Below are 26,849 nucleotides of genomic sequence, written 5' to 3'. Positions count from 1 at the left end.
GCAGCGCTCCACCCATCCTACGGGCAGCGCAGATTCGTAGGATGGGTGGAGCCGTAGGCGATACCCATCGCAACACGATTTCAGCAACGTAGCCCGGATGAAATCCGGGAGCGCCCCATTTAAAAGCCCCGGATTGCATCCGGGCTACGCTCAGGAGAACCCCATGAACGTATTGATCATCGGCAGCGGCGGTCGTGAACACGCCCTGGCCTGGAAAGTGGCGCAAGATAAGCGCGTCAACAAAGTCTTCGTCGCCCCCGGTAACGCCGGCACCGCCGTCGAGCCCAAGTGCGAGAACGTCGCCATCGACGTGCTGGCCATCGAGCAGCTGGCTGATTTTGCCGAGCAGAACGTGCAGCTGACCATCGTCGGCCCGGAAGCGCCGCTGGTTAAAGGCGTGGTTGATCTGTTCCGTTCGCGCAAGCTGGACATCTTCGGCCCCACCGCCGCCGCTGCGCAGCTGGAAGGCTCCAAGGCTTTTACCAAGGATTTCCTCGCCCGCCACGCGATTCCTACCGCCGATTACCAGAACTTCACCGAAGTCGAGCCGGCCCTGGCCTACCTGCAAAAAGTCGGTGCACCGATCGTGATCAAAGCCGATGGCCTGGCCGCCGGTAAAGGTGTGATCGTCGCCATGACCCTGCAGGAAGCCGAAGACGCCGTGCGCGATATGCTCGCTGGCAACGCGTTCGGTGACGCCGGTTCGCGTGTGGTCATTGAAGAGTTTCTGGATGGCGAAGAGGCTTCGTTCATCGTCATGGTCGACGGTGAGAACGTGCTGCCGATGGCCACCAGCCAGGATCACAAGCGCGTCGGCGACGCCGATACCGGCCCCAACACCGGCGGCATGGGCGCTTACTCGCCGGCTCCGGTGGTCACTGCCGAGGTGCACCAGCGGGTGATGGACGAAGTGATCTATCCGACCGTGCGCGGCATGGCCAGCGAAGGCAACGTCTACACCGGTTTCCTCTACGCTGGGCTGATGATCGACAAGGCCGGCAAGCCGAAGGTTATCGAATTCAACTGCCGCTTCGGCGACCCGGAAACCCAGCCGATCATGTGCCGCCTGGAATCTTCCCTGGTGCTGCTGGTCGAAGCTGCACTGGCCAAGGCGCTGGACAAGGTCGAAGCCACCTGGGACCCGCGCCCGACCGTCGGCGTGGTAATCGCTGCCGGCGGCTACCCGGCCGACTACGCCAAGGGCGATGTGATCGAGGGTCTGGATGCTGCCGCACAGCTGGAAGGTAAAGTATTCCATGCCGGCACTGCGCTGAAGGACGGTCAGATCGTCACCGCCGGCGGCCGCGTACTCTGCGCCACCGCTATCGGTCGCACCGTTGAGGAAGCCCAGCAGCAGGCTTATCGCCTGGCCGAGAAGATCCGCTGGAACGGCAGTTTCTACCGCAACGATATCGGTTACCGCGCCATTGCCCGCGAACGCGGGGAAAAGTGAAGGTAATTAACGACAAAGGTGGCCAATTGGCCACCTTTGTCATATTTCCCTCGCGAACAGCTTGGCTATAATCCGACCACTTATTTCTGAAGGGACTTCACTGTGCGCCGGCTGAGGATTGCCACCTACCTGCTACTCAGCACGCTGCTGATGGCGCTCACCGTAGCGTCAGCTCAGGCAGGGGGTCAGGCATCCTGGTCAAGCCTCACCGACCCGACCGCCGAGCTGCAATTCAATGATGTAAGCAGCCCCGAGCGCCAGGCACAGTTCCGCCCCACCGATCTCACCCAGCTCTACACCCCCGGCGGCAACAGCGCGCTGTGGCTGCATCACCGCATGCCGGCCAACACCGATGCGCAGATGCTGCGGGTATTCGCGCCCTACCTGGCCTACCTCGACCTGTACGTGCTGCAAGGCGATACGCTGATCGAGCAGGCTCACACCGGCAGCAACCTGCCGTTTTCCAGCCGGCCCCTGGCCAGCCGCGATTTCCTCCTGCCACTGCCAAAAGCCGAACAGCCGCTGGATATCTACCTGCGTCTAGCCTCGGAACACTCGCTGCGCCCCAGCATCAGCCTGCAAAGCGCGCAGGCCATGGTCGCCGATGACGACCGCCCGCTGCTGTTCGGCCTGCTGCTCGGCTGCCTGGGCATGCTGGTGGCCTATAACCTCGTGCGCTTTGCCTACACCCGCGCCGTCAGCGGCCTGTGGCTGGCGGCCACCCAGGTCTGCCAGCTGATCGCGGTGGTCAGCCTGCTGGGGATCAGCACGCCCTGGCTTAGCGAATGGCAAAGCCTGCAGCCGCAGATCGCCAACCTGGCGATGCTGCTGGCCGCGCTCTGCGCCCTGTGCTTTACCGCCAGCTTCTTCCACAAGGTCTGCCCGAGCACACCACTGAACCATCTGCTCACCGGTGAAGTGGTGGTGATCAGCCTGGTCTGCGTGGCCCTGCTGGTGGCGACCAATCTGCAGTTCAATCAACTGGTCTATCTGCTTAACGCCGTCGCCGGCCTGAGCATTCTGCTGGTGGCGCTGAGCCATTGGCGGCATGGCTATCAGCCGGCGCGGCTGTTCAGCCTGGCCGTGCTGCTGTTCTGCGCAGCCTTTATCTGTGCCCTGCCGATCCTCTTCGGCTACTGGGCGGTGCAGAGTGAATGGATGGCCTACGGCCTGCTCGCCGTCACTGCGGTCAGCGGTTTTATCCTCAGCATGGCGCTGAGCGAGCGACAGCGACGCATCATGCAGGACCACTTCAGCACCAGCCGCGCCCTCGCCGCCAGCTCCGCCGAACTAAAAGCTAAGGCGGAATTTCTCGCCAAGATCAGCCACGAAATCCGCACCCCGATGAACGGCGTGCTGGGCATGACCGAACTGCTGCTCGGCACCCCGCTGTCGGCCAAGCAGCGCGACTACGTGCAAACCATCCACAGCTCGGGCAACGAGCTGCTTACCCTGATTAACGAAATCCTCGATATCTCCAAGCTGGAGTCCGGGCAGATCGAGCTGGATGACGTGCAGTTTGACCTCAATGCGCTGATCGAAGACTGCCTGGACATCTTCCGCGCCAAGGCCGAGCAGCAGAAGGTCGAGCTGATCAGCTTTATGCAGCCGCAAGTGCCACGGGTAATCAGCGGCGACCCTACACGCCTGCGCCAAACCCTGCTGAGCCTGCTGGACAACGCCTTCAAACAGACCGACGAAGGCGAAATCCTTCTGGTCGTGGCCCTCGACACCAATACCGAACAACCGCGCCTGCGCATTGCCGTACAGGACAGCGGCAAACCGCTGGACGCCAGCGAGCGCGACGCGCTGCTGAATGCCGAACTGCACAGCAAGGACTTCCTCGCCGCGACCAAACTCGGCGGCCGCCTCGGCCTGATCATCGCCCGCCAGCTGGTGCGTCTGATGGAAGGCGAGTTCGGCATCCAGAGCGGCGGCAGCCAGGGCTCGACCCTGTGGCTGACCCTGCCGCTGGACGCCACCCGCCTGGAGCAGCCCACCGCCGACCTCGACGCCTCGCTGCAGGGCGCGCGCCTGCTGGTGGTGGACGATAACGACACCTGTCGCAAGGTCCTGGTGCAGCAGTGCAGCGCCTGGGGCATGCAGGTTAGCGCGGTGCCGTCGGGTAAAGAGGCCATGGCCCTGCTGCGCACCAAGGCGCATCTGCGTGAATACTTCGATGCCGTGCTGCTCGATCAGGATATGCCCGGCATGACCGGCATGCAGCTGGCCGCGCGGATCAAGGAAGACGCCAACCTCAACCACGACATTCTGGTGATCATGCTCACCGGCATCAGCAATGCGCCGAGCAAGATCATCGCGCGCAACGCCGGGATCAAACGCATCCTGGCCAAGCCGGTGGCCGGCTACACCCTGAAAACCACCCTGGCCGATGAGCTGGCGCAGCGCGGCAAGGGCGATTCGCCGATGTTCAGCCCGACGCCGGTCAGCGCACCGCTGAACGTGCCCAATGACTTCCGCATCCTGGTGGCCGAGGACAACACCATCTCCACCAAGGTGATCCGCGGCATGCTCGGCAAGCTCAACCTGCAGCCCGACACCGCCAGCAACGGCGAAGAGGCCCTTAGCGCGATGAAGGCGCAGCAGTACGATCTGGTGCTAATGGACTGCGAAATGCCGGTGCTCGACGGTTTCTCCGCTACCGAGCAGCTGCGCGCCTGGGAAGCCGCCGAACAGCGCGCACGCACCCCGGTGGTGGCGCTTACCGCGCATATCCTCAATGAGCACAAGGAGCGCGCACGCCAGGTCGGCATGGACGGGCATATGTCCAAACCGGTGGAGATGTCGCAACTGCGCGAGCTGATCGAACACTGGGTTGCCGAACGGGAAATCCGCCGCCAACGCGACGCCCTGCCTTCCTGAGCAGGGTTGATTGCCCGGCACCCGCTACACGCTTACCCTGCCACCCTTCTTTATCGAGACGAGTCCTTTCCATGGCGTCCGCGCTGTTCAGCCTGTATTTGAAACTGCTGGTGCTCTATAGCCCGTTCTTCGTGCTGTCGTGCTTTATCGGCCTGAGCCGTGGCTACACCGTCAAGGAGCGCAAGCGCCTGGCCTGGAAAGTCGCCCTCGGCGTGCTGATCGCCAGCGTGCTGCTGTACCTGTTCGGCAAACACATCTTCACCCTGTTCGGCATCACCATCGACGCCTTCCGCATCGGCGCCGGCAGCGTGCTGTTTATCTCGGCCCTCGGCATGGCCCAGGGTAAGTCGGCGGTGCAGAGCGACAACGTGCAGCAGGACGTGACCATCGTGCCGCTGACCATTCCGCTCACCGTCGGCCCCGGCACCATCGGTGCGCTGCTGCTGATGGGCGCCAGCCAGCCGGACTGGGGCGACAAGGCCGTGGCCGTGCTGGGCATCGCCCTGGCCAGCCTGACGGTGGGCGTGGTGCTGTATATGTCCAACCAGTTCGAGCGCCTGCTCGGCGATCAGGGTCTGCAGATCGTCAGCCGTCTGATGGGCCTGTTTGTCTGCGCCTTGGCCGCGCAGATCATCTTTACCGGGGTGAAGAACTACCTCGCGCTCTGACCCGTAGTTCGCTAGATGCAACTGCGTAGCCCGGATGAAATCCGGGGGCCGCTCCGGCTTGCACGACTGCTCCCGGATTCCATCCGGGCTACGCCCCTCCCGTGTAATACCCACAACCTTGCACCATCCGCATGCAGCGCAGCCCTGCTGCGGTGCACGATGGCGTGCAAAAATCCTCAAAGCGCCCACAAAACTCATCTAACCATTTGAAAATAAAGCACTTAATAGAACTGGCACCGACATTGCTGTAGGCACTCCATCACTTGGATACAAGATGGAATTTCAGAGTATGTCCAACGCCCCTATCGCCTTCACCCTCGCCGACTGGCAACAGACCTACCGCGACGGCCAATCGCCCGCCGAGCTGCTGCATAGCCTGCGCCTGGCACTGAGCAGCGCAGATAACGCCTGGATTGCTCTGGCCAGCGAAGCCCAGCTCAACAGCCAACTCGATGCTTTGTCAGCGCTGCTCGACGCGGCCAACGGCGAGCTAAGCAAGCTGCCGCTGTACGGCGTGCCCTTTGCCATCAAGGACAATATCGACGCCGCCGGCTGGCTCACCACCGCCGCCTGCCCCGAGTTCGCCTACAGCGCGGCAGCAGACGCCACGGTGGTGGCCAAGCTGCGGGCGGCGGGCGCCATCCTGATCGGCAAGACCAACCTCGACCAGTTCGCCACCGGCCTGGTCGGCACCCGCTCACCCCACGGTGCGGTGTGCAACAGCTTTAACCCGGATTACGTCAGCGGCGGTTCCAGCTCCGGCTCGGCCAGTGTGGTCGCGCGCGGCCTGGTGCCCTTCGCGCTGGGCACCGACACCGCCGGCTCCGGCCGCGTGCCGGCTGGCTTCAACAATATTGTCGGGCTCAAGCCGAGCAAAGGCTGGCTGTCCAACAGCGGCCTGGTGCCGGCCTGCAAAACGCTGGATTGCATCTCGGTATTTGCCCTGACCGTCAGCGATGCCCTGGCCGTGGCGCAGATTGCCGGCGGCTATGACGCAGCCGATCCCTACAGCCGCAAGAACCCCAACAGCGCCATGGTCGGCATGCCAGCCAAACCGCGTTTGGCAGTGCCGAGCAACCCCGAGTTCTTTGGCGACACGCAGAACCAGGCGGTGTTTGAGCAGGCCCTGGGCAAGTTGCGCGAGCTGAATGTGCAGTTGGTGGAAATCGACTTTGCGCCCTTCCAGCAACTGGCTGAGCAGCTCTATTACGGCAGCTGGGTCGCCGAGCGCACGGTGGCGGTGGCAGGCGTTAATCCCGACCATATCAACCCAGTGGTGCGCGGCATCGTCGCGGGCGGCCATAAATACAGCGCCTGCGATGCCTACAAGGCCGAATATATCCGCGCCGAACTGAGCCGGAAGATCAACGACATCCTGGCCGGCTTCGATGCCTTGGTGGTACCAACCTCGCCGACCATTCGCAGCCTCGCTGAGATGGAAGCCGAGCCCGTGCTGTTTAACAGCCAGTTCGGCACCTACACCAACTTCACCAACCTAGCCGACCTGTCGGCCCTGGCTGTACCCGCCGGTATGCGTGCCGACGGCCTGCCGGCCGGGATCACCCTGATCGCCCCAGCCTGGCACGACCAGGCACTCGCCGCCTTCGGCCAACGCTGGCAGCAGGCCCTCAACCTGCCGCTGGGCGCCACCGGCCGCGCACTGCCCGCGCAAGTTGCCTGCAGCAGTCCAGCCCCCGGCAGCGTGCGCGTCGCCGTAGTCGGCGCACACCTGACGGGCATGCCGCTGAACTTCCAGCTCACCAGCCGCGACGCCGTGCTGGTGGAGCAAACCACCAGCGCCGCCACCTATCGCCTGTATGCCCTGCCCGGCACCGTGCCGCCAAAACCGGGGCTGGCGCGGGTGAGCGAGGACGGCGCGGCAATCATCGTCGAGCTGTGGGATATCCCCCAGGCGCGCTTTGGTGAGTTTGTCGCGGAAATCCCCACGCCACTGGGCATCGGCAATCTGCAGCTGGCCGATGGTCGCTGGGTCAAAGGCTTTATCTGCGAGCCCTACGCCCTGGATGGCGCCCGCGACATCACCGGCTTTGGCGGCTGGCGCGCGTTTATCGCCGCACAGAACGCCAACGCAGCTAAGGCTTAAGGAGAGAGCATGTTTACTACCGTATTGATTGCAAACAGAGGCGAGATCGCCGTCCGCGCCATGCGCACCCTCAAGCGCCTTGGGGTGAAGAGCGTCGCCGTCTACTCCGACGCCGACCGCAATGCCCAGCATGTGCGCGACGCCGATATCGCCATCGCCCTGGGCGGCGACAAGCCGGCCGACAGCTACCTGCGGATCGACAAGATTCTCACCGCCGCCAAGAAAACCGGCGCCCAGGCGATCTACCCCGGTTACGGCTTTCTCTCGGAAAGCGCCGAGTTCGCCGATGCCTGCGAGGCTGCCGGCATCGCCTTTGTCGGCCCGACCGGCGAGCAGATTCGCGAGTTCGGCCTCAAGCACCGCGCCCGCGAACTGGCCGGGCTTGCCGGCGTGCCCATGGCCCCCGGCACCGGCCTGCTCGACAGCCTGGAACAAGCGCTGGCATCGGCCGAGCGCATCGGCTACCCGGTCATGCTCAAGACCACCGCCGGCGGTGGCGGCATCGGCCTGACCCGCTGCGACGATGCTGCCGCCCTAAGCGCCGCCTATGAGAGTGTCAAGCGCATGGGCGAGCAGTTCTTCAGCGATGCCGGCGTCTTCCTCGAATGCTTTGTCGATCAGGCCCGGGATATTGAAGTGCAGATTTTCGGCGACGGCGCAGGCCGCGTCGCCGCCCTCGGTGAGCGCGATTGCTCGCTGCAGCGGCGCAACCAGAAGGTGGTCGAGGAAACCCCGGCACCCAACCTGCCGCAGGCCACCCGCGAGAAACTGCATGCGGCCGCCGTGCAGTTGGGCGAATCGGTCAACTACCGCAGCGCCGGTACCGTGGAATTTATCTACGACAGCGCCCGCGATGCGTTCTACTTTCTTGAGGTCAACACCCGCCTGCAAGTCGAGCACCCGGTTACCGAGCTGGTCACAGGTCTTGATCTGATCGAATGCATGCTGCGCGTGGCTGCCGCTGATCGCCTGGACTGGGCCGCGCTGAATCGCGCCCCACAAGGCGCTGCCATCGAGGTACGGATCTACGCCGAAGACCCGCTGAAGAACTTCCAGCCCAGCCCTGGCGTGCTCACCGATGTGCACTTCCCCGCCGATGTGCGTCTGGATGGCTGGGTCAGCACCGGCAGCGAGGTCTCGGCCTTTTACGACCCCATGATCGCCAAGCTGATCGTCCATGCCGACACCCGCGTTGAGGCCATCGCCAAGCTGCAGAAGGCCTTGGGCGAAACCCGCCTGCATGGCATCGCCAGCAACCTCGACTACCTGCGCCAAGTGGTGGCCGAGCCGCGTTTTCATGCCGGCGCGGTGTGGACGCGCCTGCTCGACAGCTTCCAATTCAAAGCCAACGTGATTGAGGTGCTGGAGCCCGGCACCTACTCCAGCGTACAGGACTACCCCGGCCGCCTCGGTTACTGGGATATCGGCGTGCCGCCATCGGGGCCGATGGATGATTTCGCCTTCCGCCTGGCCAACCGCATCGTCGGCAACCATAACGATGCCGCCGCCCTGGAATTCACCCTGCAAGGCCCGACCCTGCGTTTCCACAGTGACGCGTTGATCGCCCTGACTGGCGCGGATTGCCCGGCCGAACTGGACGGCGAAGCGGTTACCTATTGGGCACCGATCCACGTCAGCGCCGGACAAACGCTCAAGCTCGGCCGCGCCAGCAACGGTTGCCGCACTTACCTGGCCGTACGCAATGGCCTGGACGTGCCGCTGTACCTGGGCAGCCGTTCCACCTTTGCCCTTGGTCAGTTCGGCGGACATGCCGGACGCACCCTGCGCCCGGCGGATATGCTGGCCATTTCGCAACCCGCGCTGGCCGCCTGCACCACCCCGGCGCCGATCAGCGCGCCGCAGGCGCTGGATGCCAGCCTGATTCCCAACTACGGCAGCACCTGGAACATCGGCGTGCTCTATGGCCCGCACGGCGCGCCGGATTTCTTCACCGCGGAGTCCATCGAAGCGTTCTTCGCCGCCGAATGGCAGGTGCACTACAACTCCAACCGCCTCGGCGTGCGCCTCAGTGGCCCGAAGCCAAGCTGGGCGCGGGCCGACGGGGGCGAAGCCGGCCTGCACCCGTCCAACGTGCACGACTGCGAATACGCCATTGGCGCGATCAACTTCACCGGCGACTTCCCGGTAATCCTGACCAAGGACGGCCCCAGCCTCGGCGGTTTCGTCTGCCCGGTGACCATTGCCAAGGCCGAGCTGTGGAAGATCGGCCAGGTCAAACCCGGCGATACACTGCGTTTCCACCCCATCAGCTTTCAGCAGGCGCAGAGCCTGGAGCAAGCGCAACTGGGCAGCATCGCCGCACTGGCGGCGGTCAGCGCGGTCAGCCTGCCTGCGCCCTCCTTGCTGCCCTCGACCACTGTTTCCGCCACGGTATTGGCCGAGCTGCCAGCCACGGCCAAGCGTCCGCATGTGGTCTACCGACAGGCGGGGGATGCCTACATCCTGCTGGAGTACGGCGACAATGTGCTCGATCTGGCCCTGCGCCTGCGCGTGCACCTGCTGATGGAAGCGCTCAAGGCCGAGCCGCTGGCCGGCCTGGAAGAGCTCGCCCCCGGCGTACGCTCGCTGCAACTGCGTTATGACAGCCGCGTGCTGCACCAGCGCGCGCTGCTTGAACACCTGCTGCGCCTGGAAGAAAACCTTGGCGACGTGGCCACACTCAAGGTGCCGACGCGCATCGTCCACCTGCCCATGGCCTTCGAAGACAGCGCCACCCTCGCCGCCGTGCAGCGCTACCGGGAAACCGTGCGCAGCGAAGCGCCCTGGCTGCCGAACAACGTCGACTTTATCCAGCGCGCCAATGGCCTGGCCAGCCGCGATGAGGTCAGAGACATCCTGTTTGATGCCAGCTACCTGATCCTCGGCCTCGGTGATGTCTACCTCGACGCGCCCTGCGCCGTACCGCTGGACCCGCGCCACCGCCTGCTCAGTTCCAAGTACAACCCGGCCCGCACCTACACCGCCGAAGGCACTGTGGGCATCGGCGGCATGTACATGTGCATCTACGGCATGGACTCGCCCGGCGGCTATCAACTGGTCGGCCGCACCCTGCCGATCTGGAACAAATACGTAAAAAACCCGCAGTTCGAAAATGGCCAGCCCTGGCTGCTGCAGTTCTTCGATCAGGTGAAGTTCTACCCGGTTAGCGAGGCCGAGCTGGATGAATTCCGCGAGGCGTTCCGCGAAGGCCGCGCGCAGGTGCGCATCGAGCACAGCCAGTTCGACTTTGCCGAGTACCAGCGCTTTCTCGACGCCAACGCGGGCAGCATTCAAGCCTTCCAGAACCAGCAGAAGACCGCCTTCGAGGCTGAAGTGCAACTGTGGCGTGACGACGACCCCAGCGAGGCCGCCGCACGGATCAGCAGCGCGGATGAGGAGGGCGACAACGACGGCCACATGGTCAACGCCGAGATGAGTGGCAGCGTGTGGAAGGTGCTGGTCGAGCCCGGCCAGCAAGTGGAAGCCGGTACGCCGCTGTTGGTGGTTGAGGCGATGAAGATGGAACTGGCGGTTACCGCGCCGTTCGCCGGCCGGGTCAAGTCAGTACGCTGCGCCCCCGGCAAGGCGGTGACACCGGGTGATGCACTGCTGTTGCTTGCCCCCACCGAGGCGGCCTGAGATGCAACTGATCAGCGCGTCCGCACCGGGTAAGGAGCGCCCGGAGAATCTTGCCGAGCGCATCTACCTGCAGCTCAAAGACGACATCTTTGAGTTTCGCCTGCTGCCCGGTGATCGCTTCTCCGAAGGTGAGATCGCCGAGCGCATGGCGGTCAGCCGTACGCCGGTGCGCCAGGCGCTGTATCGCCTGCAACGCGAGGACTATCTGCAGGTGTATTTCCGCAGCGGCTGGCAGGTCAAGCCGTTCGACTTCGCGCATTTCGAGGAGCTGTACGAAGTGCGCATCGTCCTCGAACTGGAAGCCGTGCGGCGCTTGTGCGCACGCGCCCAAGACGAGCACTGCACTGCCCTGGAGCAACTCAAGCGCACCTGGTTGGTGCAACCCGAGCAGCGTTTGCAGGACGGCCGCGAAGTGTCGCGCCTGGATGAGCGTTTTCACTGCCAGTTGGTGGAGGCCGCAGGCAACCGTGAGATGGCCCGCCTGCATGCCGAGGTGAGCGAGAAAATCCGCATTATCAGGCGCTTGGACTTCACCCAGAGCCCGCGCGTGGCGGCCACTTATGAGGAACACGGACAAATACTCGGGGCGATTCTGTCGCGCCGGTGCGAAGAGGCACAGCTATTGCTCAAGACCCATATAGAGGTCAGCAAGGCGGAAGTGCGCAAGATCACCCTGCACATGCTGCATAGCGCGCGTCAGCGCACCATGCCGGCACCAGAGGTGAAGACCTGAAGTGAAGACCCAGGGCCCCGCCCTGTTTCAACTGCCAGACAAACAACTAAAAATCAGCAGCTCAAACACTTAAGTTCGTGAATGGAGATCGCACCATGCAACGTCGCAATCTGATCAAGGCCTTTACCCTATCCGCTTCCATCGCCGCCATGGGCATGACCTGGACCGTGCAGGCCGCCGAGACCATCAAGGTCGGCATCCTCCACTCGCTGTCCGGCACCATGGCCATCTCGGAAACCTCGCTGAAAGACATGGCGTTGATGACCATCGACGAAATCAACGCCAAGGGCGGCGTACTCGGCAAGCAGCTGGAGCCGGTAGTAGTCGACCCGGCCTCGAACTGGCCGCTGTTCGCCGAGCGCGGTCGTCAACTGCTGACCCAGGACAAGGTCGACGTCACCTTCGGCTGCTGGACCTCGGTGTCGCGCAAATCCGTGCTGCCGGTCTATGAAGAACTCAACGGCCTGCTGTTCTACCCCGTGCAGTACGAAGGCGAAGAGATGTCGCCGAACGTCTTCTACACCGGCGCCGCGCCAAACCAGCAGGCCATCCCGGCGGTCGAGTACCTGATGAGCGAAGACGGCGGCGCCGCCAAGCGCTACTTCCTGCTCGGCACCGACTACGTCTACCCGCGCACCACCAACAAGATCCTGCGCGCCTTCCTGATCAGCAAGGGCGTGGCCGAGAAAGACATCGAAGAGGTCTACACCCCCTTCGGTCACAGCGACTATCAAACCATCGTCGCCAACATCAAGAAGTTCTCCGCAGGCGGCAAGACTGCGGTGATCTCCACTGTAAACGGCGACTCCAACGTGCCGTTCTACAAGGAGCTGGCCAACCAGGGCCTGGAAGCTACCGACGTTCCCGTCGTGGCCTTCTCCGTGGGTGAGGAAGAACTGCGCGGCATCGACACCAAGCCGCTGGTCGGTCACCTGGCCGCGTGGAACTACTTCCAGTCGGTAGAGAACCCGGTTAACAGCGAGTTCGTCGCCAAGTGGAAGGCCTACGCCAAAGCCAAGAACCTGCCAGGCGCCGACAAGGCCGTGACCAACGACCCGATGGAAGCCACCTACGTCGGCATCCATATGTGGGCTCAGGCCGTGGAAAAAGCCGGCACCACCGACGTCGATAAAGTGCGCACCGCGCTCTATGGCCAGACCTTCGCCGCGCCAAGCGGCTACACCCTGACCATGGACAAGACCAACCACCACCTGCACAAGCCGGTGATGATCGGTGAAATCCAGGAAGACGGTCAGTTCTCCGTGGTCTGGGAAACCAGCAGCCCGGTCCGCGCCCAGCCGTGGAGCCCGTATATCGAAGGCAACGACAAGAAGCCGGATTACGCGGTGAAGTCGAACTAAGGCAAAAGCCCCTCCCCCTGACTGCGCGTGTTTTCCGCCCCTCTCCCGCTTACGGGAAAGGGGCTGGGGCGGCCCGCGCAGGGAGAGGGGTGCTGTAGCCCGGATGCAATCCGGGAAGACCGCTCCCGGATTGCATCCGGGCTACGCCAAGGAAACCCCATGCCCACTGCCTTTAGCCAAATGCTGCTGAGCCTGCTGTTGCTGCTGCCCCTGGCCGCGCACGCCGGTGATGCCCAGGACTTTGTCGCCGCCAACCCAGCCAAGCAGGCCAGCCTGCTGGAAAGCTGGTCCGCCGCGCCGGATGCCGCGCGCCTGCCGCTGATCGAAGCCCTGCAACAAGGCCGCGTCGCGGCCGACAGCGCGAAGAACGCCTTTATCGAAGTAAGCGGCGCGTATCAGCCCGCCGAAGGCGCCACACAACCGCTCGAAACACCGAAGAAGCTGCGCCTGAATAACCGCCTGCGCGGCCTGACCGCCACTGCGCTGGCCAGCCACCAACTGCTGGCCGACGATCCGGCGCTGCGTCTGGCCGCCGCCAAGCAACTGCAAAAAAGCGCCAAGCCGGCGCAGCTGCAACTGCTTAACGCCCAGGTCGCCAGCGAAACCGATGACGGCGTGCGTGATGCCCTGACCCTGGCGCTGGCCAACCTGCAACTGGTCGACAGCGACCTGGCCGTGCGCCTGGCTGCCGTGCGCCTGCTCGGTGAAACCGGCGACCCGCTGGCCCGCACCCGCCTGGAAACCCTCCTCGACCCGGCCGTGGAAAGTGACCCGACGGTACGCACCGCCGCCGAAACCAGCCTGGCCCAGGTCAAACGCAAACTGCTGATCGGCGAACTGCTCGGCCAGGCCTTTAGCGGCCTGTCGCTCGGCTCGATTCTGCTGTTGGCGGCGCTCGGTCTGGCCATCACCTTCGGCTTGCTCGGCGTGATCAATATGGCCCACGGCGAGATGCTGATGCTCGGCGCCTACTCCACCTATATGGTGCAGGTGCTGTTCCAGCGTTTCGCCCCGGAAGCCCTGGCGCTCTACCCGCTGGTGGCGTTGCCGGTGGCGTTCTTCGTCACCGCTGCTATCGGCATGGCGCTGGAACGCACAGTGATTCGTCACCTCTACGGTCGCCCGCTGGAAACCCTGCTCGCTACCTGGGGCATCAGCCTGATCCTGATCCAGCTGGTGCGGGTGATCTTCGGCGCGCAGAACGTTGAAGTGGCCAACCCCTACTGGCTGTCCGGTGGCATTCAGGTACTGCCGAATCTGGTGCTGCCGTACAACCGCATCGTGATCATCGGCTTCGCCCTGTTCGTGGTGGTGCTGACCTGGCTGCTGCTGAACAAGACTCGCCTCGGTCTCAACGTCCGTGCCGTGACGCAAAACCGCAATATGGCCGCCTGCTGCGGCGTGCCGACCGGTCGGGTGGACATGCTGGCGTTCGGTTTGGGCTCCGGTATCGCCGGACTCGGCGGCGTGGCCCTGAGCCAGATCGGCAACGTCGGCCCGGACCTGGGGCAGAGCTACATCATCGACTCGTTCCTGGTGGTGGTACTCGGCGGCGTCGGCCAGCTCGCCGGTAGCGTGATGGCAGCCTTCGGCCTGGGCATCGCCAACAAGATTCTCGAACCGCAGATCGGTGCGGTGCTCGGCAAGATCCTTATCCTCGCGCTGATCATTCTGTTTATTCAGAAACGCCCGCAAGGTCTGTTTGCTTTGAAAGGACGGGTGATCGACTGATGACTATGCCCCTGAATCAAACGCTGCTGGCGCGCGCCAGCGCCAAACTCGGCCCGCAAGTGTCGATCGGGATTGGCCTGCTGGTACTCGCCGTGCTGCTGGCCATGCCGCTGCTGCACCTGCTGCCGGCAGACAACGCCCTGCATGTGTCGGCGTACAGCCTGACCCTGGTCGGCAAGATCCTCTGCTACTGCATCGTCGCCCTGGCGCTCGATCTGGTCTGGGGTTACGCCGGCCTGCTGTCACTCGGCCACGGCCTGTTCTTCGCCCTCGGTGGTTATGCCATGGGCATGTACCTGATGCGCGAAGCGGCCGGCGACGGCTTGCCGGCCTTTATGAGCTTCCTCGCCTGGACCGAGCTGCCCTGGTACTGGTACGGCACCAGCAACTTCCTCTGGGCGCTGTGCCTGGTAGTGCTGGCGCCCGGCTTGCTGGCCCTGGTGTTCGGTTTCTTCGCCTTCCGCTCGCGGATCAAAGGCGTGTACTTCTCGATCATGACCCAGGCGCTGACCTTCGCCGGCATGCTGCTGTTCTTCCGCAACGAGACCGGCTTTGGCGGCAACAACGGCTTTACCAACTTCAAAACGATTCTGGGCTTCGACATCACCTCGGCGCACACCCGCGCGGTGCTGTTCCTCGCTACCGTGGCGCTGCTGGTTGCCAGCCTGTACCTGGGCTGGACGCTGGCGCGCAGCAAGTTCGGCCGCGTGCTGACGGCGCTGCGCGATGCGGAAAACCGCCTGATGTTCTGCGGCTACGACCCACGCGGCTACAAGCTGTTTATCTGGGTACTCAGCGCCGTGCTCTGCGGCCTGGCCGGCGCGCTGTATGTGCCGCAGGTGGGCATCATCAACCCCAGCGAAATGTCGCCGACCAACTCCATCGAAGCGGCCGTGTGGGTCGCACTCGGTGGGCGTGGCACGCTGATCGGCCCACTGCTCGGCGCCGGTCTGGTCAACGGTATGAAGAGCTGGTTTACCGTGGCCTTCCCCGAATACTGGCTGTTCGCCCTGGGCTTCCTTTTCATTGTCGTAACCCTGTTCTTACCCAAGGGCGTGATCGGCCTTCTTCGTAAAAAGGGAGAGCAATGATGCGCGCCACTCCGGTACCCGAACTGATGCTCGAACCCGCCTTTGACCCGGCCGGCAGCGGCCGCGATGCGATAGGTGCAAGCACCCTGGCCAGCAAGGGCCTGAACGTTCGTCACGGCACCATCCTGACCCTGGAAGATATCAACGTCAGCTTCGATGGCTTCAAGGCGCTGACCAACCTGACTCTGTATATCGGCGTCGGTGAACTGCGCTGCATCATCGGCCCCAACGGCGCCGGCAAGACCACCATGATGGACGTGATCACCGGCAAGACCCGCCCGGACAACGGCGTCGCCTACTTCGGCGAAACCCTCGACCTGACCCAGATGAGCGAAGTGGAAATCGCCCAGTCCGGCATCGGTCGCAAGTTCCAGAAGCCCACGGTGTTCGAGGCGCTCAGCGTGTTCGAAAACCTTGAGTTGGCGCAGAAAACCAATAAGTCGGTATGGGCCAGCCTGCGCGCCAAACTCAGCGGCGAGCAGAAAGACCGCATCGATGAAGTGCTGCAGACGATCAAGCTCGACGCCTCGCGCCAGCGCCCAGCCGGGCTGTTGTCGCACGGGCAGAAGCAGTTCCTCGAGATCGGCATGCTGCTGGTGCAAGACCCGCAACTGTTGCTGCTCGATGAACCGGTGGCGGGCATGACCGACGCCGAAACCGAGTTCACCGCCGAGCTGTTCAAGTCCCTGGCGCGCAAGCACTCGCTGATGGTGGTGGAGCACGACATGGGCTTTGTCGGCAGCATCGCCGACCACGTCACCGTGCTGCACCAGGGCAGCGTGCTGGCCGAAGGCTCGCTGGAGCAGGTGCAGAACGATGAGCGAGTGATCGAGGTTTATCTGGGCCGGTAATTACCAAGGATCGCGAGCAAGCTCGCTCCTACACGGGCAGCGCTGAACCTGTAGGAGCGAGCTTGCTCGCGATAACGGTTTGTCAGACGCCACAGAATTGAGAGGCAGAACCAATGCTGCAAGTCCAACAACTCCACCAGTACTACGGCGGCAGCCATATCCTCCGTGGCCTGTCGTTCGACGTGAAGGTCGGCGAAGTCACCTGCCTGCTCGGGCGTAACGGCGTGGGCAAGACCACCCTGCTGAAATGCTTGATGGGCCTGATCCCGGCCAAACAAGGCGCAGTGCAGTGGGAAGGCCAGCCGATCACCGCCTTCAAACCGCACCAGCGCGTGCACGCCGGCATCGCCTACGTGCCCCAGGGCCGGGAAATCTTCGGCCGCCTGACCGTGGAAGAGAACCTACTGATGGGCCTGTCACGCTTCCCCGGTAGCGAAGCCAAGGTGGTGCCGGAATTTATCTACGAGCTGTTCCCGGTGCTGCGCGAGATGAAGCAACGCCGCGGCGGCGACCTCTCCGGCGGCCAGCAACAACAGCTGGCCATCGGCCGCGCACTGGCCAGCAAGCCGCGCCTGCTGATCCTCGACGAGCCCACCGAAGGCATTCAACCCTCGGTGATCAAGGAGATCGGCGTGGTGATCAAGAAGCTCGCCGAACGTGGCGATATGGCCATCCTGCTGGTCGAGCAGTTTTATGACTTTGCCGCCGAACTGGCCGATCAGTACCTGGTAATGAGCCGTGGCGAAATCGTCCAGCAGGGCCGTGGCGAGACCATGGAAGCGGATGGCGTGCGCGGACTGGTCGCAATCTGAATGGCGACGCTGGCACTGCACTTTGCGCATAATCAGGCTTTCGCTCATGGACTCGAGGCCCCGATGCCACCCCTGCGCACGCTTCTTCTCCCGCTTACCGCACTGGTCGGTATGGCACTGCTGATCTGGGCCGGCAGCCTGCCGGATTACTGGATGCTGCGCGCCATGCCGGTTGGCAGCGAAGCAGTCTATCCGCTCAAGCCGGTGCTGATTTTCTGCGCCATCGCCCTGGCCGAATGCGGCCTGCTGCTGGCGATACTGCGTCCGCGTTCCTATTGCCGTTCCTGGGGCCGCGCACTGTGCGCCAGCCTGCTGGCCATCGGCCTGGCGCTGTTCTGGCTGCAAGGTGCACTGCATGCCCCGCCCTACTACGGCATGCACCTGCAATGGTGGCTGGCGGTCAGCCTGGGGCTGGTGTTGCTGGCAGGTTATTCCTCCGTTCAGGCCTGGCGACACCGTCGCAACCGAGTGGCTGCATGAACGCCCCCACCGCCGTCTTTACCCCCAGCTGGCACGCCGAGCTGGAGCTGGGCTATGGCCGCGACGGCGATTGCACGCGGCCGACACTGCGCCGCCATAAAGGCCCGCTGCGGGTGCAGAAGCACCTGTATGCCGAAGGAGCCGAGGTCTGCCAACACATCATCGTCCACCCGCCCGGCGGCATCGCTGGCGGTGATCGTCTGGACATTTCGGCCACGGTCGGCAGCGGTGCCTGGGCGCAATTGACCAGTCCCGGCGCGGCCAAGTGGTACCGCGCCGCCGGCCCGGCCTACCAGAGCCTGAAACTGCGCGTGGAAGCCGGCGCCACCCTGGAATGGCTGCCGCAGGAAACCATCGTCTACGCCGCCGCCCAGGCCGAACTGACCACCGACATCGAGCTGCTGGGCGATGCCAAGCTGCTCTACTGGGACATCGTCGCCCTCGGCCGCCCGGCCAGTGGTGAACGCTTCGATGCCGGCCACTTCCAGGCCCAGCTGAATATCCGCCGCGACGGCCAACTGCTCTGGCACGAACGTCAGCGCGTCGTAGGTGGCGATGGCCTGCTCGACTCACCCATCGGTCTGGCGGGCAAACCGGTGTTCGCCACCCTGCTGATCAGCGGTGAAATCGACAGCGACCTGCTGGAGCACTGCCGCAACCTGAGCACACCGGTGCGCGGCGATCTGACCCAATTACCCGGCCTGCTGGTGGCCCGCTGCCTGGCCGACGAAGCCTTGCACGCGCGCGCCTGGCTGATTGCCCTCTGGCAGCTGTTGCGCCCGGCCCTGCTCGGCCGCACCGCCGTACCCCCACGTATCTGGAGTACCTGATGGACCTGACCCCGAGAGAAAAAGACAAACTGCTGATCTTCACCGCCGGCCTGGTCGCCGAGCGACGCCTGGCCCGAGGGGTAAAACTCAACTACCCGGAAGCCATGGCCTATATCTCCGCAGCACTGCTCGAAGGCGCGCGTGACGGCCAGACCGTGGCCGAGCTGATGCACTTTGGCACCACCCTGCTGAGCCGTGATCAGGTGATGGAAGGCATCGCGGAAATGATCCCCGAAATCCAGGTCGAGGCCACCTTCCCCGACGGCACCAAGTTGGTCACCGTCCATCAGCCGATCGCCTGAATATGATTATTCAAGACGCCACCGCCGCCGACCTGCCTGCCATCCTGGCCATCTACAACGACGCCGTGCTCAACACCACGGCGATCTGGAATGAAACCCAGGTCGACCTGGCTAACCGCCAGGCCTGGCTGAGCGAACGCAACACCGCCGGTTTCCCCGTACTGGTAGCCCACGATGCTGCTGGAGAGGTCGTCGGCTACAGCAGCTACGGCACTTGGCGCGCCATCGAAGGCTTTCGCCACACCGTTGAGCATTCGGTGTATGTGCGCAGCGACCAACGCGGCCAGGGCCTCGGCCCACAACTGATGCAGGCACTGATCGAGCGCGCGCGAGCGGCCGAACTGCACGTAATGGTCGCCGCCATCGAGAGCGGCAACAGCGCCTCGATCCGCCTGCACGAGCGCCTTGGTTTCGTCACCACCGGCCAGATGCCCCAGGTCGGCCGCAAGTTCGGCCGCTGGCTGGACCTCACCTTTATGCAGCTGATGCTGAGCCCCGAAAGGAGTGCGCCCTGATGCTGAGCGTCGAACGCCTCGACGCGGCTGACTTTGAGTCTTATCGCCAAGGCCTGCAGGTCCTGCTGCTCGACTCCGTGGCGCATGGCGCCTCGGTGGGCTTTCTCGCCGATCTCGATGCTGACGCGGCCAACCTCTATTTCGACCAAGTCCTGGCAGGCATACGCGAGGGCACTCACCTGCTCTGGCTGGCCTGTGAGCAGAGCCAGGTGCTGGGCAGCGTGCAACTAGTGCTGTGCCAGAAACCTAACGGCCTCAACCGCGCCGAAGTGCAGAAGCTCCTGGTACACAGCAACGCCCGCCGCCGTGGCATCGCCAACAGCCTGATGCAGCGCCTGGAAGGCGCAGCGGCCGAGCTGCAACGCGGCTTGCTGTACCTGGACACCGAAGCCGGCAGCGACGCCGAAGCCTTTTACCAGGCCCAGGGCTACACCTGCATCGGTGGCCTGCCTGACTACGCCTGCGGCCCTGACGGGCAGTACCGAGCAAACGCCATCTACTACAAAACCTTGTCGAGGCCACAGCCATGATTCCCGGCGAATACCAGATTCAGGACGGCGAGATCGAACTCAACGCCGGCCGCCGTACCCTGCGCGTAACCGTGGCCAATAGCGGCGACCGGCCGATTCAGGTTGGCTCGCACTACCATTTTTTTGAAACCAACGATGCCTTGAGCTTCGACCGAGCAGCCGCACGCGGTATGCGTCTGAATATCCCGGCCGGCACCGCCGTGCGCTTCGAGCCGGGGCAGAGCCGCGAAGTCGAGCTGGTCGACCTGGCCGGCCATCGCCGCGTGTTCGGCTTTGCCGGACGGGTGATGGGCGAGCTGTAAATGTCTAGGCGTCTGCTATGGCCTTATCGCGGGCAAGCCCGCTCCTACATGTGATCGCATTCCCCTGTAGGAGCGGGCTTGCCCGCGATAGTGAGCGCAGCGAACGGTTGCAAACCCAATTGAATCTGAAGGCGAACCCATGAAAATCTCCCGACAAGCCTATGCCGATATGTTCGGCCCCACCGTCGGCGACAAGGTGCGCCTGGCCGATACCGAGCTGTGGATCGAGGTCGAGAAGGACTTCACCACCTACGGCGAAGAAGTGAAATTCGGCGGCGGCAAGGTGATCCGCGACGGCATGGGCCAGGGTCAGCTGTGTGCGGCGGACGTGGTCGACACCCTGATTACCAACGCGCTAATCATCGACCACTGGGGCATCGTCAAGGCGGACGTCGGTCTCAAGGACGGGCGTATCGCCGCCATCGGCAAGGCCGGCAACCCAGATATCCAGCCGGACGTGACCATAGCCATCGGCGCTGGCACCGAGGTGATCGCCGGCGAGGGCATGATCCTCACTGCCGGCGGCATCGACACGCATATCCACTTTATCTGCCCGCAGCAGATCGAAGAGGCGCTGATGAGCGGCGTCACTACCATGATCGGCGGCGGCACCGGGCCGGCCACCGGCACCAACGCCACCACCTGCACCTCTGGGCCGTGGCATATGGCGCGCATGCTCCAGGCCGCCGATGCCTTCCCGATGAACCTGGGTTTTACCGGCAAGGGCAATGCATCCTTGCCGGAGCCGCTGATTGAGCAGGTCAAAGCTGGGGCCATCGGCCTTAAGCTGCATGAAGACTGGGGCACCACCCCGGCGGCCATCGACAACTGCCTCTCCGTGGCCGATGAATACGACGTACAGGTGGCGATCCATACCGACACGCTCAACGAGTCTGGCTTTGTCGAAACCACCCTGGCCGCCTTCAAGGGCCGCACCATCCACACCTACCACACCGAAGGTGCTGGCGGCGGCCATGCGCCGGACATTATCAAGGCCTGCGGCTTCGCCAATGTGCTGCCCAGCTCGACCAACCCAACCCGGCCGTTTACCCGCAACACCATCGACGAACACCTGGACATGCTCATGGTCTGTCACCACCTCGACCCAAGCATCGCCGAGGACGTGGCGTTTGCCGAAAGCCGCATTCGCAGAGAGACGATTGCCGCCGAAGATATCCTGCATGACCTCGGCGCATTCAGCATGATCAGCTCCGACAGCCAGGCCATGGGCCGCGTTGGCGAAGTGATCACCCGCACCTGGCAGACCGCCGACAAGATGCACAAACAGCGCGGCCCGCTGGAGGGCGACGGCCCCGGCAACAGCAACTTCCGGGTCAAACGTTATATCGCCAAATACACCATCAACCCGGCGATCACCCACGGCATCAGCCATGAAGTGGGCTCGATCGAAGTGGGCAAGTGGGCCGACCTGGTGCTCTGGCGCCCGGCCTTCTTCGGCGTCAAACCAACGTTGATCCTCAAAGGCGGGGCGATTGCCGCCAGCCTGATGGGCGACGCCAACGCCTCGATCCCGACGCCACAGCCAGTGCACTACCGACCGATGTTCGCCAGCTACGGCGGCAGCCGCCACGCCACCAGCATCACCTTTATCAGCCAGGCGGCGTTTGATGCCGGTGTACCCGAGCAGCTGGGGTTGAAGAAAAAGATCGGCGTGGTCAAAGGCTGCCGCGAGGTGCAAAAGACCGACCTGATCCACAACGATTACCTGCCAAATATCGAGGTGGACGCGCAGAACTATCAGGTCAAGGCCGATGGCCAGTTGCTCTGGTGCGAGCCGGCGGATGTACTGCCGATGGCGCAGCGTTATTTCCTGTTCTGACACAGACAGACGCGCGCTGCCGGCAACAGGTTGCCCGATTACCGGCAAGCTTTTGCCGAACAGCCCGCCTAACGTGCTGAGCGGGCGAGCTTCGTACGCCGCAGAAACCGCCTAGCCCGGGTGCTGCAACGATTTGGCGCAGGTTTTGCTCGGCACAAGGCTCATTTAGCCTGTCGAAAGGAGCCGCCATGAGAATTGATGCAGGAGCAACCTACCCAGCCGCCAACCAACGCGCGTCGACGGCCAACCAGAACCGAAGCACTGACGCGTCCTTCTCGGCGGTGCTGGCCAGCACCCCATCCAGTGCGCCGAAAGCCGCTGCGCCAGCAGACTTCAGCAGCATGACCCGCCAGGACCTGCGCGACTGGAGCAACGGGCAAATTCGCAGCGGGCAAATGTCACTCGATGACAGCCGGGCGTTTATGGCCATGAGCATGAAAATACCGGTCGCGGGCGGCCTGTCGGGCGAGCTTCCCGCTGCAAACGACAGCACGCGCTACGACTTTACCCAGAAGGCCCGCGCCGGCATGGAAGGCGCCGCAGCGCGTAATGACGCGGCAACCTTGAAGATGCTGCAGTCGGCCATGTCGATCATGCACAGCCAGACCGGCGGTGTGGATATTCGCGCCTGACGCTGGTGATGGCGAGTTGCGGCATGCGCCTCAGCGCAGCTGACTGTCCTTGCTGCCCCGGCGGTTATAGCCGCTGAATTTGGCCTGCTCCTTGTCGTGCTCGGTCTGGCAGGCCACGCACAGGTGCACGCCGGGAATGGCTTTGCGCCGCGCCTCGGGAATGGCGACGGCGCATTCCTCGCAGTGGCTCAGGCTTTCGCCGCGCGGCAGCTGGCTGCGGGCGCGCTGGATGGCATCCTCGATGCTGCTGTCGATCTGCTCCTGTACCGCGCCGTCATTTGCCCAGCCACCGGCCATCGCAATTGCCCTCCGCTGTGTATGCCTCTAGATATGCGCCGTCTGCGGGCGAATCTCAAGAGCACGCGGTCGCCCTACTCCTTGACCTCCATAAACTCACGCGCCCAAACGATATAGTCCTCGGGCTGGGTGTAGGTGTGGGTCAGTTCGGTGGCGCTAAGGTCGCAGGCATCGACGCCGCGCTGTTCGCGCAGGCAGTCGTAGGTGGCCTTGATCGCCGCGAAATAGGCGGCATGACCGTTGACCACGATGCGCACACCGAGACTGGCCAGGCGCGCGTTGTCGCGCAGCTTGGGGTTGCCGTAGGTGACCAGCATCAGCGGGATGTTCAGGGCGGCAGCGATCTGCTCCAGGTGAGCAAAATCTTCGACGCCGACCAGGCAGATGGCATCGGCACCGGCCGCCTGATAAGCCTGGGTACGACGAATCACTTCGCTGACATCCAGCACGCCGGCATGGGTGCGGGCGATGATCGCCAGGTCCGGATCAACCCGCGCCTCCAGAGCCGCGCGAATCTTGCCGACGCCTTCGTCGATGCTGATCAGGTCGGTGGACTTGCGGCCGAACTGCGCCGGCAGCAGGGTGTCTTCGATGGTCAGCGCAGCAATCCCGGCGCGCTCCAGCTCCACTACGGTACGCATTACGTTGAGCGCATTGCCATAGCCGTGGTCGGCATCGGCGATTACCGGCAGACGGCTGACCCGGCCAATACGGGTGGCCTGCTCAACAAACTCGCTAAGGGTGATCAGGGCGAAATCCGGCGCGGCCAGAACTTGTAGTGAAGCTACAGAACCACCCAGAATGCCGACTTCAAAACCCAGGTCGGCAGCAATCCGCGCGGCCATGGGATCGAACACGGAAGCCGTGTGATAGCAGCTATTCGAAGCAAGAAGCGCACGAAATTGTGCGCGAAGGTCGTGATGCGAGGCTCTTTGCATAGGGTGCACCATCGTTCATAGTCGATTATGAGCGAGGGATTATGTAGCAAAACTACAAAACCCGTCATGTAGTAAAACTACATAGTCGACCAACAACCTTGCACCCGCCTTTCAGTCTACCCAGCCATCCAGCGCACTAACCCAAGTCCGCCGGTAAACGTGGGCCAAAGCCGGCGCCGGTGAGCAGCCCATAGGCCATCCACAGCATCACCCCGGCATACAGCAAGCGTGGCAGCCAGGTGGCCAGCTGTTCGGTCAGGCTATCCAGCTTCTGGGTTTCCACCCCGGCGTAGTTGAGCAGGCTGGCCGGCAAGGTGCCGCTGGCCTCCCCTGTACGAATCAGGCCAAGGGCCAGCCCCTGGCCGGGAAAGTCGACAGACGCCAGCGCCTGCGCCAGGCTTTGGCCACGCTGCACAGCCAGTTGCACAGCGCTGAAACGTTTGCGCAGCGGCGCATGGCGGATCACCGCGCAGGACTTGGGTAAAGCATCCAGCATGGGCATGCCAGCCTCCAGCATCAGCCCCAGGCTATCGAAAAAGTCGCGCAGATTACGCCGCAGCAACGCGGGACCGAGAATCGGCACACTCGCCAACAGGCCATCGAGCGGCGAAGCCGCACCAGCAGGCGCGTGCTCACGACGCAGATAAAGCCCACGGCCCAGGCCATACAGAGCGCCCAGCAGCAACAACGGCCAGAGTACGCCCCATAGATAACCGACGATGCTCAGCTGGCCGCCGACCAACGCCGGCAGCGGCTGAATAAACAGCGCCAGCACCAACACTGCCGCCGGCATCAGCAAGCGTGATTTGACTGCAGCGGCCTGTTGCGCCCGGTGGTTGTAACGCTCGGCCAGCCGCTGGTAAACCGCCGCCAGACAGCCACTGGCCTGAGCGGCGCGCAGCAGGGTACTGTCCAGCTGGGTAAACAGGCCACTGCGCAGCCCGGCACTGGCCATATCGCTTCCGCCGGCGATCTGCGTTTGCAGACTGGCCAGCGCGGCCCTGGCGCGTGCAGGCACTTGCAGGCTGAGCAGCGCCCGCTCGACCGGCACGCCGGCTTTCTCCATGGCCGCCAGATGGCCGAACAACTGGGCGCGCGCAGCAAGATCAAGCAGGACAGAACGTGGCGTGGGCATAGGCAGGCTCAGCGAGGTGGGAATGACACAATAGGCGCCAGGTTAGCAGGCCGCGCTGCGCCCAGCTGCGGGCTATTCGGTGGCCGTCGGCAACTCGGCATGCGGCAGCCAGCGGCGGAATATCTGCGCGAAGCTGCCATCCTCATGCATGGCATCGAGGGCGCGCCGCCAGCGTTCGACCAACGCCGTATCGGTTTGCGGGGAGAAGGCAATGTAGTAGGCCGAACGCATAAAGGGCAGGTGCGCTTGCACCTGCTCCGGGCGCAAACCGCCGCTGGCCAGTTCGTCCTTGAGGGTCAGGTCTTCAGTGGCAATCAACTGCACCCGCCCATGTTTGAGCATGGTCACCATATTCTTCGCGCTGGGGACCCCGTAGAGGTTCTTGAAGCCGCGCGCAGTCAGGGTTTCAAAGGTGTACCACTGCTTCGGCACAGCCAGTGGCCCACTCTCGGCGGCCTGCTGCAGATTGTCGAAACGCAGGTTGCGTGATTTCAGCGAGTAGAAGCTGGTGGTGCCGATCAGCAGCGGCCCAACCCACTGAAACTTGGCCTCACGCTCCGGCGTGCGCACGGTGGAGAAGATCGCCGTATTCGGCTCGTGCTGAGCCAGGTGATAGCCGCGCGTCCAGGGCAGCAGCTCGATCTTGCCGGGGTCGCCGGTGCGCTCAATCAGCGCACGCACCACCTCTACGGCCAGACCGTGCAGCTCACCGTCACGGCTAAAGCTGGTCGGTGGCGCTTCCTCAGTGAGCAACTGCAATTCAGCACACGCAGGCCCGGCCAGACAAAGCAGCAGCCAGATCATCAGCGCGCAGCGTGGTTTGAGCAAAGTGGGTTCTCCCGGCACTGGCTTCAGACTAGCTCAGAGCCGGGCAAGTCGCGTTATGGCAAGGAAGGTGCGGCGGGCATGCTGAACGGTTGGGTAAACCAGCGCTTATGAATCCGCTCCAGACTGCCGTCGCGCAGTAACTCATCAAGGGCCAGCTGCCATTGCCGGACCAGCGCAGGATCAGTGTTGTTCGAAAAGGCGATATAAGAGTTGTTACCCATAAAGGTGAACTGTAACTCCACCTCATCACGGCGCATGCCTTGCTGCGCGAGCATGTCATCCAGCGCCAGGTTGTTGGCCACCAGCAACTCGATACGGCCGTGCTTGAACATCTTCATCATGTGCTGGGGCGTTGGCACGCCGTAGAGATTTTTCAGGCCACGGTCGCTGAGGTATTCATAGGAGTACCACTGTTTGGGCACGGCCAGGGTGTTGAAGCGTTCAACATCCTGCAGCGTACGCACATTCAGCCCGGCACCGCGCCGCGCATAGAAGCTGGTATGCCCCAGGGCAATCGGCCCGACCCACTGGAACAGCGCCTCGCGCCGGGCGGTACGCACCGTGGAGAACAAGCCGCTGTTGGCCTCGTGCTGCACCTGATGGTAACCGCGGGTCCAAGGCACCAGCTCGATGCGGGTGTCCTGCCCGGTACGCTGAATCAGCAGCTCGACCACTTCCACGGCCATGCCGGTCAGCTTGCCATCTTCGATATAGCTCAGCGGCCGGTATTCCTCGGTATACAGGCGCAGCTCGGCCGCCAGCGCCGATGCACAGCAGCCAAGCAACAACACAACCAGCCAGGACTTCAACCGCATTGGGCAATACCTGCAAAAACATACGAACAATGGGCCGAAACGCGGAATGATAAACAGCCATTGGCTCAGCAACCAGCAG

At 63.6% G+C, this 26,849-nt stretch carries 24 protein-coding genes; 19 read left to right on the top strand and 5 right to left on the bottom strand.

What is annotated here, in order from left to right; all coding sequences use genetic code 11:
* Positions 1 to 163 precede the first annotated feature (163 nt).
* The 19 genes from purD (at position 164) to P3C18_RS04015 (ending at position 22,757) form a co-directional block, all read left to right on the top strand.
* A complete protein-coding gene (gene purD, locus P3C18_RS04105; protein WP_275960594.1) occupies positions 164 to 1,453 on the top strand; it encodes a phosphoribosylamine--glycine ligase in 1,290 nt (429 codons plus the stop codon).
* A 150-nt stretch (positions 1,454 to 1,603) separates the two neighbouring features.
* Positions 1,604 to 4,336, top strand: coding sequence for a hybrid sensor histidine kinase/response regulator (locus tag P3C18_RS04100; RefSeq protein ID WP_275961577.1), 2,733 nt, complete (start codon positions 1,604 to 1,606; stop codon positions 4,334 to 4,336).
* A 71-nt stretch (positions 4,337 to 4,407) separates the two neighbouring features.
* On the top strand, positions 4,408 to 5,004 hold the full coding sequence (locus P3C18_RS04095) for a MarC family protein (RefSeq protein ID WP_090249576.1): 597 nt from the start codon (positions 4,408 to 4,410) through the stop codon (positions 5,002 to 5,004).
* A gap of 289 nt (positions 5,005 to 5,293) precedes the next feature.
* Positions 5,294 to 7,108: an allophanate hydrolase gene (gene atzF, locus P3C18_RS04090; RefSeq protein ID WP_275960593.1), complete on the top strand. Its 1,815-nt coding sequence runs from the start codon at positions 5,294 to 5,296 to the stop codon at positions 7,106 to 7,108.
* Between the two features lie 9 nt (positions 7,109 to 7,117).
* On the top strand, positions 7,118 to 10,747 hold the full coding sequence (uca, locus tag P3C18_RS04085; protein WP_275960592.1) for an urea carboxylase: 3,630 nt from the start codon (positions 7,118 to 7,120) through the stop codon (positions 10,745 to 10,747).
* A gap of 1 nt (position 10,748) precedes the next feature.
* Positions 10,749 to 11,480, top strand: coding sequence for a GntR family transcriptional regulator (locus P3C18_RS04080; protein ID WP_275960591.1), 732 nt, complete (start codon positions 10,749 to 10,751; stop codon positions 11,478 to 11,480).
* A 95-nt stretch (positions 11,481 to 11,575) separates the two neighbouring features.
* Positions 11,576 to 12,841, top strand: coding sequence for an urea ABC transporter substrate-binding protein (urtA, locus tag P3C18_RS04075; RefSeq protein WP_275960590.1), 1,266 nt, complete (start codon positions 11,576 to 11,578; stop codon positions 12,839 to 12,841).
* 159 nt (positions 12,842 to 13,000) lie between these two features.
* Entirely contained in the window at positions 13,001 to 14,572 is a 1,572-nt protein-coding gene (urtB, locus tag P3C18_RS04070; RefSeq protein WP_275960589.1) for an urea ABC transporter permease subunit UrtB, read from the top strand.
* An 11-nt stretch (positions 14,573 to 14,583) separates the two neighbouring features.
* Complete coding sequence (urtC, locus tag P3C18_RS04065) at positions 14,584 to 15,663, top strand: urea ABC transporter permease subunit UrtC (RefSeq protein WP_275961576.1); 1,080 nt, start codon at positions 14,584 to 14,586, stop codon at positions 15,661 to 15,663.
* Complete coding sequence (gene urtD, locus P3C18_RS04060) at positions 15,663 to 16,514, top strand: urea ABC transporter ATP-binding protein UrtD (RefSeq protein WP_275960588.1); 852 nt, start codon at positions 15,663 to 15,665, stop codon at positions 16,512 to 16,514. Before urtC ends, urtD begins: the two co-directional genes overlap by 1 nt.
* A gap of 113 nt (positions 16,515 to 16,627) precedes the next feature.
* Positions 16,628 to 17,326: an urea ABC transporter ATP-binding subunit UrtE gene (urtE, locus tag P3C18_RS04055; RefSeq protein ID WP_275960587.1), complete on the top strand. Its 699-nt coding sequence runs from the start codon at positions 16,628 to 16,630 to the stop codon at positions 17,324 to 17,326.
* A gap of 63 nt (positions 17,327 to 17,389) precedes the next feature.
* The gene (locus P3C18_RS04050) at positions 17,390 to 17,806 is read left to right on the top strand and encodes a hypothetical protein (protein WP_275960586.1); all 417 of its coding nucleotides are present in this window, start codon (positions 17,390 to 17,392) and stop codon (positions 17,804 to 17,806) included.
* Positions 17,803 to 18,636, top strand: a complete 834-nt coding sequence (locus P3C18_RS04045; protein WP_275960584.1) for an urease accessory protein UreD — start codon at positions 17,803 to 17,805, stop codon at positions 18,634 to 18,636. Before P3C18_RS04050 ends, P3C18_RS04045 begins: the two co-directional genes overlap by 4 nt.
* The gene (gene ureA / locus P3C18_RS04040) at positions 18,636 to 18,938 is read left to right on the top strand and encodes an urease subunit gamma (RefSeq protein WP_275960583.1); all 303 of its coding nucleotides are present in this window, start codon (positions 18,636 to 18,638) and stop codon (positions 18,936 to 18,938) included. Before P3C18_RS04045 ends, ureA begins: the two co-directional genes overlap by 1 nt.
* Positions 18,935 to 19,453 (top strand): GNAT family N-acetyltransferase, encoded by a 519-nt coding sequence (locus P3C18_RS04035; RefSeq protein ID WP_275961575.1) that lies wholly within the window; start codon positions 18,935 to 18,937, stop codon positions 19,451 to 19,453. The genes ureA and P3C18_RS04035 overlap by 4 nt, the downstream gene beginning before the upstream one ends.
* Complete coding sequence (locus tag P3C18_RS04030; protein ID WP_275960582.1) at positions 19,453 to 19,983, top strand: GNAT family N-acetyltransferase; 531 nt, start codon at positions 19,453 to 19,455, stop codon at positions 19,981 to 19,983. The genes P3C18_RS04035 and P3C18_RS04030 overlap by 1 nt, the downstream gene beginning before the upstream one ends.
* Positions 19,980 to 20,285, top strand: coding sequence for an urease subunit beta (locus tag P3C18_RS04025; RefSeq protein ID WP_275960581.1), 306 nt, complete (start codon positions 19,980 to 19,982; stop codon positions 20,283 to 20,285). Before P3C18_RS04030 ends, P3C18_RS04025 begins: the two co-directional genes overlap by 4 nt.
* Before the next feature lie 139 nt (positions 20,286 to 20,424).
* Positions 20,425 to 22,125 (top strand): urease subunit alpha, encoded by a 1,701-nt coding sequence (gene ureC / locus P3C18_RS04020; RefSeq protein WP_275960580.1) that lies wholly within the window; start codon positions 20,425 to 20,427, stop codon positions 22,123 to 22,125.
* 188 nt (positions 22,126 to 22,313) lie between these two features.
* Positions 22,314 to 22,757: a hypothetical protein gene (locus P3C18_RS04015; protein WP_275960579.1), complete on the top strand. Its 444-nt coding sequence runs from the start codon at positions 22,314 to 22,316 to the stop codon at positions 22,755 to 22,757.
* A 30-nt stretch (positions 22,758 to 22,787) separates the two neighbouring features.
* Here the strand turns inward: P3C18_RS04015 and P3C18_RS04010 are convergent, their stop codons facing one another.
* The 5 genes from P3C18_RS04010 to P3C18_RS03990 form a co-directional block, all read right to left on the bottom strand.
* Positions 22,788 to 23,054, bottom strand: coding sequence for a DksA/TraR family C4-type zinc finger protein (locus tag P3C18_RS04010; RefSeq protein ID WP_275960578.1), 267 nt, complete (start codon positions 23,052 to 23,054; stop codon positions 22,788 to 22,790).
* A 74-nt stretch (positions 23,055 to 23,128) separates the two neighbouring features.
* On the bottom strand, positions 23,129 to 23,992 hold the full coding sequence (locus tag P3C18_RS04005; RefSeq protein ID WP_275960577.1) for an oxaloacetate decarboxylase: 864 nt from the start codon (positions 23,990 to 23,992) through the stop codon (positions 23,129 to 23,131).
* Positions 23,993 to 24,128: 136 nt separating this feature from the next.
* The gene (locus P3C18_RS04000) at positions 24,129 to 25,127 is read right to left on the bottom strand and encodes a type II secretion system F family protein (RefSeq protein WP_275960576.1); all 999 of its coding nucleotides are present in this window, start codon (positions 25,125 to 25,127) and stop codon (positions 24,129 to 24,131) included.
* A 72-nt stretch (positions 25,128 to 25,199) separates the two neighbouring features.
* Positions 25,200 to 25,955, bottom strand: a complete 756-nt coding sequence (locus tag P3C18_RS03995) for an ABC transporter substrate-binding protein (RefSeq protein ID WP_346015619.1) — start codon at positions 25,953 to 25,955, stop codon at positions 25,200 to 25,202.
* Between the two features lie 53 nt (positions 25,956 to 26,008).
* Entirely contained in the window at positions 26,009 to 26,770 is a 762-nt protein-coding gene (locus P3C18_RS03990; RefSeq protein ID WP_275960575.1) for a transporter substrate-binding domain-containing protein, read from the bottom strand.
* Between the last annotated feature and the right edge of the window lie 79 nt (positions 26,771 to 26,849).

Source organism: Pseudomonas sp. 1928-m (assembly GCF_029269135.1).
Taxonomy (GTDB): Bacteria; Pseudomonadota; Gammaproteobacteria; order Pseudomonadales; family Pseudomonadaceae; genus Aquipseudomonas.
This window is presented reverse-complemented; position numbering and strand designations above follow the sequence as displayed.